Origin of the sequence: Oliverpabstia sp., from assembly GCF_022785585.1 — a bacterium.
GTDB lineage: Bacteria > Bacillota > Clostridia > Lachnospirales > Lachnospiraceae > Oliverpabstia > Oliverpabstia intestinalis.
The window spans coordinates 1-5156 of record NZ_JALFPR010000011.1; the positions used below are offsets into that span (position 1 = coordinate 1).

Below are 5156 nucleotides of genomic sequence, written 5' to 3' on the forward strand. Positions count from 1 at the left end.
TAGGTAAGAAAAAATATGCCGATGTAGAAGATGAGATGTGGGAATTGAAGAAAAAAGCAGATGAACTTCAGAAAGATCTGCTGCATCTGATAGAACGTGATGCAGAAGTTTTTGAACCACTCTCCAAAGCATATGGAATGCCGAGAGAAACCGAAGAGGAAAAAGCGGAAAAAGCCAGAGTTATGGAAATCGTCCTGAAAGACGCCTGCTCTGTACCGATGGAAATCATGGAAAAATGCTGTGAAGCGATCGAGATCATCGTGGAATTTGCAGCAAAAGGCTCCACACTGGCAATCAGCGACGCCGGTGTAGGCGCAGCATTCTGCAAAGCAGCTTTACAGGGTGCCAGCCTGAACGTATACATCAATACCAAATCCATGAAAAACAGAGAATACGCAGAGGAACTGAATGCAAAATGTGACGCAATGCTGGAAAAATATACAAAAATTGCAGATGAAGTATTCAACAGCGTATTAGGCAGACTGAAATAAGGAGGAACATAAAAATGGCAAAACAGTTATTAGGAAAAGAAGTAACTGCAGCTCTGAATGAAAAAATCAAAGCAAACGTTGCAGCTTTAAAAGAAAAAGGCATCAACCCGACACTGGGTATTATCCGAGTAGGTGAAAACGGAAGCGATATTTCTTACGAAAGAGGAGCAACCAAACGTTGCGAGACACTGGGTGTAGAGTGTGTAAAATTCCTGCTTCCGGAAGATGTATCTCAGGAAGAACTTCTGGCTACTATCGATAAAGTAAACAAAGATGACAACATTCACGGTGTACTGTTATTCCGTCCGCTGCCAAAACATCTGGATCAGTCTGTAATTGAAAACGCTCTGGATCCTGCAAAAGATGTGGACTGTATGACAGACGGATCTATGTCCGGTGTATTTACAGGAAAACAGGTTGGTTTCCCTCCGTGTACACCACAGGCATGTATGGAGATCCTTGATCACTATGGAATTGACTGTACAGGTAAAAAAGCAGTTGTCATCGGACGAAGCCTGGTAGTAGGAAAACCGGCAGCCATGATGCTGATCAAGAAAAATGCAACAGTTACTGTATGTCATACAAGAACTGTTGATATGCCATCTGTTGCAAGAGAAGCAGACATCATTATCGTTGCGGCTGGCCGTGCAGGTGTTGTAGGCGCTGAATATGTAAAACCAGGCCAGACAATCATCGATGTAGGTATCAATGTAAATGCAGAAGGAAAACTCTGTGGAGATGTTGATTATGCAGCAGTAGAGCCAATCGTAGATGCTATCACTCCGGTACCGGGCGGTGTAGGAAGCGTAACTACATCTGTTCTGGTAGGACATGTAGTAGAAGCAGCTATGAGAAAATATATGTAAGTGCAGAATTATATTTCTGAATTTGAAATTCTCATTAGTTAAAACAGTGGGAATCCCACAGATAAGAGCCGGGAGAACAGTTTCTTATCTGTGGGATTTTCTCTTTGTTAACCCTTGAAAAAATCCATATTTCTGTTAAAATATCTGTAGTGTGATTTCAGGTGTGCAATTATTGTCTGATCAGATAGAAATCTGCTTTCAGATATTATGAAAACTGTAGCAAATGGTACAGGGAGCGTTACCGGAAAAATCACATGTAATGTGATTAAACAGTCGTACAAAAGTAGTCTGTACAACAAGAGGAGGAAAACATGAGTAAAAAACCTACCGTTTTAATGATTTTAGATGGCTATGGATTAAATGACAAATGCGAAGCAAACGCAGTTTGTGAAGGAAAAACACCGGTTATGGATCAGCTGATGTCGCAGTGTCCGTTTGTAAAGGGTAACGCAAGCGGCATGGCAGTAGGTCTTCCGGAAGGACAGATGGGTAACTCAGAAGTTGGACATCTGAACATGGGCGCTGGTCGTATCGTATATCAGGAACTGACAAGAATCACCAAAGAGATCCAGGATGGTGATTTCTTTAAAAATGAAGCACTGCTGGCAGCTGTAAAGAATGCAAAAGAGAACAACTCTGCGCTGCATTTTATGGGACTGTTATCAGACGGTGGTGTACACAGCCACATCACTCATCTTTTTGGTCTGCTGGAACTGGCAAAAAGAGAAGGTCTGGAAAAAGTATATGTACACTGCTTCCTGGATGGTCGTGACACTCCGCCGGCATCCGGTAAAGGATATATCGAAGAACTGCAGGCTAAGATGAAAGAAATAGGCGTTGGCGAGATCGCAACCGTTTCAGGACGTTACTATGCAATGGATCGAGATAACCGTTGGGATCGTGTAGAACTGGCATTCAAAGCAATGACAAAGGGTGAAGGCGTAAAAGGAACAGATGCTGCAGAAGCTGTACAGGCTTCCTACGATGCAGAAAAGACAGATGAGTTTGTTCTGCCAACCGTTATCGAAAAAGAGGGTAAACCGGTTGCAACCGTTCAGGATAAAGATTCCGTTGTATTCTTCAACTTCCGTCCGGACCGTGCCCGTGAGATCACAAGAGCATTCTGCGATGATGATTTCAAAGGTTTCTCACGTGAGAAAAAACTGGATGTAACTTTTGTATGCTTCACCGATTACGATGAAACTATCGGAAACAAACTGGTAGCCTTTGTAAAACAGGAGATCAAAAACACATTTGGCGAATACCTGGCAGCTCATAACATGACACAGGCACGTATCGCTGAGACAGAAAAATATGCACACGTTACATTTTTCTTCAATGGTGGCGTGGAAGAGCCAAACAAAGGGGAAGACAGAATCCTGGTTAAATCTCCAAAGGTAGCAACTTACGATCTGAAACCGGAGATGAGTGCATACGAAGTATGTGACAAACTGGTAGATGCGATCAAATCCGACAAATATGATGTGATCATCATCAACTTCGCAAATCCGGATATGGTCGGACATACCGGTGTGGAAGCTGCTGCAATCAAGGCGGTAGAGGTTGTCGACGAGTGCGTAGGACGTGCAGTTGATGCTCTGAAAGAAGTTGACGGACAGATGTTTATCTGTGCTGACCACGGAAACTGTGAGCAGCTGGTAGATTATGAGACAGGAGAACCATTTACTGCTCATACCACCAACCCGGTTCCGTTCATCCTGGTCAATGCAGATCCTTCTTACACACTGCGTGAGAACGGCTGCCTGGCAGACATCATCCCAACCCTGATCGAACTGATGGGTATGGAACAGCCTGCCGAAATGACAGGAAAATCTCTGCTGATCAAAAAATAAGATTCGAGGAAGTTTGATTTTTCAAACATGAATAACTATGAGAAACACGCTCTTCGAGTTTCTTATAGTTATCGCGGCAGTCGCTAAGGTCTCGTGCAAGCACGGACTTTGGCTCGTTGCTCGCATAAATACAAATGCAGGAAATAAAGACACAATGTACTTTATCTCCTGCATTTTTTTCGTTTACTTATCCGATCCGGAATAGAAAGTGGCAGAATTGGCTGAAATGGAAGTATACAAAAAAGAATGTGTCTGATATGGAGCAAAACACATTCCAAACATGAAAAATATAATCACTAATGCGATATTTCTTTTCAACTTATGTAAGGTATTCACAGAACCACCCCTGCCAGAAATAAATTTCCAATAATTAATACGGAAAAGTATCACATAAGTGTTATGAAATGACAATAGAATATATTTTTTACATAAATAAGAAATGAAACACACATATTTTTCTCTCGCTTCGGACATACTGAAAAAGAACAGCAGATAACAGAAACAGGAGGAATATGTGATGTATCGATATCTACCGATTCGTAGAATCTACGCAAGAGAAGTGCTCGATTCCAGATCCAATCCTACGGTGGAAGTGGAAGTGACGGTAGGAGAAGGAATCATGGGAGTGGATGGATATACAGGAAGAGCTATGGTGCCATCAGGAGCATCTACCGGAAAATACGAGGCTGTGGAATTACGGGACGGAGAAGAACGTTTTGGAGGACTTGGCGTGGAGCAGGCAGTACAAAACGTCAATGTTCGTCTGGCCGAACTGATCGTAGGGGAAAATGCATTGAATCAGTCTTATATAGACCAGCTGCTGATTCAGGAAGACGGAACCGACAATAAAGGCAGTCTGGGAGCAAATGCGACACTTGGCGTGTCTCTTGCGGTAGCCCGTGCTGCGGCGAAAGCGCTGCGTCTGCCACTGTATCAATATCTCGGGGGCGTGCATGCAGTGCGAATGCCGGTTCCGATGATGAATATTCTGAATGGGGGGTGCCATGCGGATAATACGATAGATCTTCAGGAATTCATGATCATGCCGGTGGGAGCGAAAAGCTTTCGGGAGGCAGTACGCATGGGAGCGGAAATCTATCTGCGATTGAAGATTCTTTTAAAACACAAAGGGTTGTCTACCGCGGTCGGTGACGAGGGCGGTTTTGCCCCGGATCTGGAAAGCACGGAACAGGTGCTGGAATTTATGACAGAAGCAATTGAAGATGCAGGATACACACCGGGAAGTGATGTGGTATTTGCTATTGATGCGGCGGCAAGTGAACTGTATGATAAAGAGCGGGGAGGGTACTATTTTCCCGGGGAGAGCCGGATGCTGGGATATGAGATTGTGCGGACATCCACCGAGATGATTGCATATTATGAAAAACTGCTGGAAAGATTTCCGATTGCTTCGATTGAAGATGGTCTGGAAGAAGAGGACTGGGAAGACTGGACGGAGATGACACGGAGACTTGGCAGCAGGGTACAGCTGGTGGGTGATGACCTTTTTGTGACGAATAAAAAGCGGCTGAACTGTGGAATACGTCTGGATGCTGCCAATGCGATTCTTGTAAAAGTAAATCAGATCGGAACCCTGACGGAAGCTCTCGAGGCAGTAGAGATGGCATACCGTTTCGGATATCGCACGATTATTTCTCATCGTTCCGGTGAGACAGAAGATTCTTTTATCGCAGATCTGGCGGTAGCCTGTGGCAGTGGACAGATCAAGACCGGTGCGCCGTGCAGGTCAGACCGGAATGCAAAATATAATCAGCTGTTGCGTATTGAGGATTATCTTGGCAAAACAGCTGTGTATGAGAATCCTTTTGCTCGTCCGACAGGTAAGGAGATCGGATAAATGGAAAATAACGAAACCACACTTAAATGACATTGAGGATAAAATAGTAGATTGTGAAAAGCTGATTTTGATGTTAAGATGAAATTGG

Annotated in this window: 4 protein-coding genes; all 4 read left to right on the forward strand. The window is 43.9% G+C overall.

Going from position 1 to position 5156, the window contains the following annotated elements; all coding sequences use genetic code 11:
- Positions 1 to 491, forward strand: a 491-nt coding sequence (locus MSA64_RS00395) for a cyclodeaminase/cyclohydrolase family protein (protein ID WP_287890080.1), incomplete at its 5' end; no start/stop codon positions are given.
- A 14-nt stretch (positions 492 to 505) separates the two neighbouring features.
- A complete protein-coding gene (locus tag MSA64_RS00400) occupies positions 506 to 1357 on the forward strand; it encodes a bifunctional 5,10-methylenetetrahydrofolate dehydrogenase/5,10-methenyltetrahydrofolate cyclohydrolase (protein WP_118316021.1) in 852 nt (283 codons plus the stop codon).
- Between the two features lie 311 nt (positions 1358 to 1668).
- Positions 1669 to 3210 (forward strand): 2,3-bisphosphoglycerate-independent phosphoglycerate mutase, encoded by a 1542-nt coding sequence (gene gpmI, locus MSA64_RS00405; protein WP_173886925.1) that lies wholly within the window; start codon positions 1669 to 1671, stop codon positions 3208 to 3210.
- 517 nt (positions 3211 to 3727) lie between these two features.
- A complete protein-coding gene (eno, locus tag MSA64_RS00410) occupies positions 3728 to 5068 on the forward strand; it encodes a phosphopyruvate hydratase (RefSeq protein ID WP_287890083.1) in 1341 nt (446 codons plus the stop codon).
- Positions 5069 to 5156: the final 88 nt, after the last annotated feature.

What these genes read in the sequence shown, in the direction of transcription:
- gpmI (WP_173886925.1), top strand. Translation starts at nt 1,669, where the DNA reads ATGAGTAAAAAACCTACCGTTTTAATGATTTTAGATGGCTATGGATTA.
- eno (WP_287890083.1), top strand. Translation starts at nt 3,728, where the DNA reads ATGTATCGATATCTACCGATTCGTAGAATCTACGCAAGAGAAGTGCTC.
- MSA64_RS00400 (WP_118316021.1), top strand. Translation starts at nt 506, where the DNA reads ATGGCAAAACAGTTATTAGGAAAAGAAGTAACTGCAGCTCTGAATGAA.